The following is a 5,609-nucleotide window of genomic DNA, read 5'->3' as shown; positions in this document are numbered from 1 at the left end:
GAGCATCCACATGCAGCGTGCGCGGCAGCCTGCCGTGACGCATCGCCATCACCATCTTGATCACACCCGCCACACCGGCGGCAGCCTGCGTGTGCCCGATGTTGGACTTGACGGAACCGAGCAGCAACGGCCGCTCCTCGTCCCGGCCCTGCCCGTACGTCGCCAGAAGCGCCTGCGCCTCGATCGGGTCACCCAACGTCGTCCCCGTACCGTGCGCCTCCACGACATCCACATCACCGGCAGACAGACCACCGCTCGCCAGAGCCTGACGGATGACCCGCTGCTGGGAAGGACCGTTGGGCGCAGTCAGACCGTTCGACGCACCGTCCTGGTTCACCGCCGAACCACGCACCACCGCCAGCACACGATGACCGTTGCGCCGGGCATCCGACAGACGCTCCAGCACCACCATGCCCACACCCTCGGACCAGCCCGCGCCGTCGGCGGCGTCGGAGAACGCCTTGCAGCGGCTGTCCGGCGAGAGGGCGCCCTGGCGGGAGAACTCCACGAAGGCGGTGGGGGTGGCCATGACGGTGACACCGCCGGCCACGGCAAGCGAGCACTCACCGGAGCGCAGCGCCTGCGCCGCCCAGTGCATGGCGACGAGCGACGAGGAGCAGGCGGTGTCGACCGTGACCGCGGGTCCTTCGAAGCCGAAGCAGCAGAAGACGCTGCTGCGCGTCCGTGGAGACGGCCTCACGCGGGCTCATCCCGAAGAACTCCGGGTCGAACTCGGGCGCGTCGTGCAGGAAGCCACCGGACCGGGTGTACGTGGTGCCGGGCACGCCCCGGTCCTCGCTGTAGAGGGATTCCACGTCCCAGCCACGGTCGGAGGGGAAGTCCCCGACCGCGTCGACGCCGTCGGAGACGACGCTCCACAGGTCCTCGGGGGACGTGACGCCGCCCGGGTAGCGGCAGGCCATGCCGACGATGACGACCGGGTCGTCGGCCACGGAGGGCAGCGCCGCGACGGGGACCGCCACGGCCGGCTCGGTGCCGAGGACGCCGTCGAGGAGGTGACCGGCGAGGAGGTCGGCGGTCGGGTAGTCGAAGACGACCGTCGCGGGCAGGCGCAGGCCGGTGACCTTGCCGAGCCGGTTGCGCAGTTCCACAGCCGTCAGGGAATCGAATCCGAGGTCCTGGAAGGCGCGGTGCGGGTTGACGGTCTGGGCACCGGAATGGCCGAGGACGACGGCGATCTGGCCACGGACCAGGTCGAGCAGCACCTCGCGGCGCTCGGCCTCCGCGAGGCCGGCGAGGCGCGCGGCCAGGCCGGTGGCGGCGGCACCGGCTGCGGCGGCGGTGCGGCGGCCCGGGGTGCGGATCAGCCCGCTGAGCAGCGGCGGCACCTCACCCTGGGCGCGCAGCGCCGAGAGGTCGAGGCGGACGGGGAGCACGACCGGCTCACCCGAAGCCAGGGCCGCGTCGAACAGGGCGGTCCCCTGCTCGGCCGCGACCGGCGGCAGACCGGACCGGGCGATACGACGCCGGTCGGTCTCCGACAACTCCCGCGTCATCCCCGCGTCCTGCGCCCACGGACCCCAGACAAGAGAGACACCAGGGAGCCCCAGGGCCCGCCGGTACTCCACCAACGCGTCCAGGAACACGTTCCCCGCCGCGTACGCGCCCTGCCCCGCACTCCCGAACGTCCCCGCCACCGAGGAGAACACCACGAACGCCTCAAGGCCCAGGTCCCGCGTCGCCTCGTGCAGGTTCCACGCCGCGTCCACCTTCGGACGCAACACCGCCGCGACGCGCTCCGCCGTGAGCGATGCGAGCGTGGCGTCGTCGATGACGCCAGCCGCGTGTATCACCGCGCGCACGCCGTGCCGGGTGACGAGCCCGGCGACGGCGTCGGCGTCGGCGGCGTCGCACGCCTCGACGGCCACGTGTGCGCCGGCCTCGGTCAGTTCGGTGACGAGTTCCCCGGCGCCCTCGGCCGTGGCACCGCTCCGGCTGACCAGCAGCAGGTCCCGCACTCCGTGCGTCGCGACGAGGTGGCGGGCCAGTACCCGGCCCAGGCCGCCGGTACCGCCGGTGATCAGCACCGGACCGGTGAGGGCGTCCCAGCGCGGGCCCTCGGTTGCTTCCGGTGTGACGCGGGCCAGGCGCGGCACCCGCACCTCGCCGTCCCGCACCGCCGACTCCGCCTCGCCGGAGGCGAGAGCGGAGGCGAGAGCGGAGCGGAGGGACGCGGTGTCCGCGTCGGCCGGAAGCTCCAACAGGCCGAATCGGCCGGGGTGTTCGGTGATCGCGGAGCGCACCAGCCCCCGGGTGGCGGCGTCGGCGAGTCCGGTGGTGCGGTCGGTGGAGGCGGTGACGAAGACCAGGCGGGATCCGGCGAACCGGTCCTCGGCCAGCCACGACCGCACCAGGGCGAGAGCCCGGGCGGCGGCGGTGTGCGCGGCCTGGGCCGGGTCGGTCCCGTCGGTGTCGTCGGAGGCGGCCACCAGCACCGTGGAGGGCATCTCCTCGGCGGCCACCAGCTCCTCCAAGGTGGCGTACGTGACGAAGTCGTCGGCGGCCGGCACGGCGCTCCGGGCCTCGCCGAGGACGGCCACCGCACCGGTGTCGGCAGGGCCGTCCAGCGGCCGGGCCGGGACCCACTCCACCTGGTAGAGGGAGTCCCGCGCCGGGGTGGCGAGCTGTCCCGTGGCGAGCGGACGCACCGTCAGGGAGTGGACAGTGGCGACCGGGGAACCGGCGGGGTCGGCGAGGGCGAGGGCCATGGTGCCGTCGGCGTCCCGGGTGAGACGGACACGGAGGGCCGTGGCGCCGGAGGCATGGAGGGAGACGCCGCCCCAGGAGAACGGGACACCTCCACGGCCGTCGTCGGCGAGGGCGAAGGCGTGCAGCGCGGCGTCGAAGAGCGCGGGATGCAGGCCGAAGGCGTCGCCGTCGGTCCCCTCGTCCAGGGCGACCTCGGCGTACAGGGCGTCGCCGTGCCGCCAGGCGGCCCGCAGCCCCCGGAAGGCGGGGCCGTAGGCGAAGCCGGCCTCGGCCAGGCGCTCGTAGCAGTCGGTCACGTCGACCGGGGCCGCGTCGCGCGGCGGCCAGACGGTGGCGTCGAAGGGGTCGGGGGCGAGGGTCTCGGGGGCGAGGGTTCCGGTGGCGTGGACGGTCCACGGAGCACCGTCGTCGTCCTCGGTGCGCGCGTGTACGCCGAGGGCACGGCGGCCGTCCTCGTCGGGAGCGGCGACCCGTATCTGGATCTGGAGGGCGCGGCGTTCGGGCAGGACCAGCGGGGCGGAGAGCGTCAGTTCCTCGACCGATCCGCAGCCCGCCTCGTCGGCGGCACGGACGGCCATCTCCAGCAGGGCCGTCCCCGGCACCAGCACGGTGCCCTGGACGACGTGGTCCGCGAGCCACGGGTGCGACCGCGTCGACAGGCGTCCGGTGAGGACCACCCCGTCCGCGCCGTCGGCGCCGGCGAGTTCGACGGCCGCGCCGAGCAGCGGGTGCCCGGCCGCGCCGAGACCCGCGAAGCGCACGTCACCGGCGCGCGGGAGCGTGGCCTCGGGCCAGTAGCGCTGCTTCTGGAAGGCGTAGGTCGGCAGGTCGACGGGGCGGGCGCCCACGAGCAAGCCGGACCAGTCGACGTCCACGCCGACGGTGTGGAGCCGGCCGAGGGCGCTCAGCGCCGAGCCCGTCTCCTCGCGGTCCTTGCGCAGGAGCGGGACGAGGACGGCGTCCTCACCGGCGCTCTCGCGCGCCATGCCGCTGAGCACCCCGTCGGGGCCCACCTCCACGAACCGGGTGACGCCCTCTTCCGCGAGGGCCCGGACGCCGTCGTCGAAACGGACGGCCTCGCGGACGTGGGTGACCCAGTACTCGGGCTCGTCCACCTGTCCCGGTTCGGCGAGCGTGCCGGTGACGTTCGAGACCAGCGGGATCCTCGGCGCCGCGAAGGACAGCCCCTCCACCACCTCGCGGAACACGTGGAGCATCGGCTCCATCAGCGGGGAGTGGAAGGCGTGCGAGACGCGCAGCCGGCTGACCCGGCGGCCGAGCTCCCGGAAGACCTCGGCGACAGACTCGAACGGGCGGCGACGAGCGCGGCGGCGTCGGCGAGGGTGAACACCCCGGCCACGTGGGCCGCGGCGACCTCACCGATGGAGTGACCGGCCACGAACTCCGGCCGCACCCCCCACGACTCGACCAGCCGGAACAACGCCACCTCGACGGCGAACAGGCCCGGCTGGGCGTACGCCGTGCGGTTCAGGAGTTCGGCGTCCTCGCCCCACACGACCTCACGGAGCGGGCGGTCCAGGTGCTCGTCCAGCTCGGCGCAGACCGCGTCGAACGCCTCGGCGAAGACGGGGAACCGTTCATACAGGTCACGCCCCATACCGAGCCGCTGGGAGCCCTGCCCGGAGAAGAGGAAGGCGGTGCGACCGTTCCCGGCCGCGCCTTCCGCGACGGCGGCGTCGGGAGTCCCGGCGGCCAGCGCGCGAAGGGACGTCAGCGCCGTTTCCAGGTCGGCGCCCAGGACCACCGCGCGGTGGTCGAAGAGGGTGCGCTGCGTGGCCAGGGAGAGCGCCACGTCCCGTACGTCCGCCGGCGCGTCGGTGAGGAAGTCGGCCAGGGGCAGACCAGTCGACGTGCGACGACGGAGCATCCACATGCAGCGTGCGCGGCAGCCTGCCGTGACGCATCGCCATCACCATCTTGATCACACCCGCCACGCCCGCCGCAGCCTGCGTGTGCCCGATGTTGGACTTGACGGAACCGAGCAGCAACGGCCGCTCCTCGTCCCGACCTTGGCCGTACGTGGCCAGGAGTGCCTGCGCCTCGATCGGGTCACCCAACGTCGTCCCCGTACCGTGCGCCTCCACGACGTCCACGTCTCCGGCCGACAGACCACCGCTCGCCAGAGCCTGGCGGATCACCCGCTGCTGGGAGGGACCGTTCGGCGCCGTCAGACCGTTCGACGCACCGTCCTGATTCACCGCCGACCCAACCCTGACGCGAGAACTCCACGAACGTCGTCGGCGTCGACATCACCGTCACACCACCGGCCACCGCCAACGAGCACTCACCCGAACGCAACGCCTGCGCAGCCCAGTGCAACGCCACCAACGACGACGAGCACGCCGTGTCCACCGTCACCGCCGGACCCTCGAACCCGAACGTGTACGAGACACGGCCCGAGGCCACACTTCCGGCACTGCAGCAGAAGACGCTGCTGCGCGTCCGTGGAGACGGCCTCACGCGGGCTCATCCCGAAGAACTCCGGGTCGAACTCGGGCGCGTCGTGCAGGAAGCCACCAGAACGCGTGTAGGAGGTACCCGGCACAGCGCGGTCGGGGTTGTAGAGCGCGTCGACGTCCCAGCCTCGGTCCGAGGGGAAGTCCGAGACCGTGTCGACGCCTTCGGAGACGACGCGCCACAGGTCCTCCGGCGAGGAGACGCCACCGGGGTAGCGGCAGGCCATGCCCACGATCACGATCGGGTCCTCGGCCACCGACGGCAGCGCCGACACCGGCACCACCTCCGCCGGCTCCACCCCACCGAACAACTCCTCCAGCAGATACCCCACCAACGCGTTGACCGTCGGATAGTCGAACACCACCGTCGCCGGCAACCGCAACCCCGTCGACTTCCCCAAC

At 73.2% G+C, this 5,609-nt stretch carries 1 pseudogene; it reads right to left on the bottom strand.

Features of this window, described 5'->3' with window-relative positions:
* Window positions 1-5,609, bottom strand: a pseudogene (locus tag IF45_RS34225) (type I polyketide synthase); the annotation flags it as partial.

The organism is Streptomyces albidoflavus (assembly GCF_000719955.1).
GTDB lineage: Bacteria > Actinomycetota > Actinomycetes > Streptomycetales > Streptomycetaceae > Streptomyces > Streptomyces albidoflavus.
Note: the sequence above shows the minus strand (reverse complement) of the source record. Positions and strands in the feature narration are given on the sequence as shown.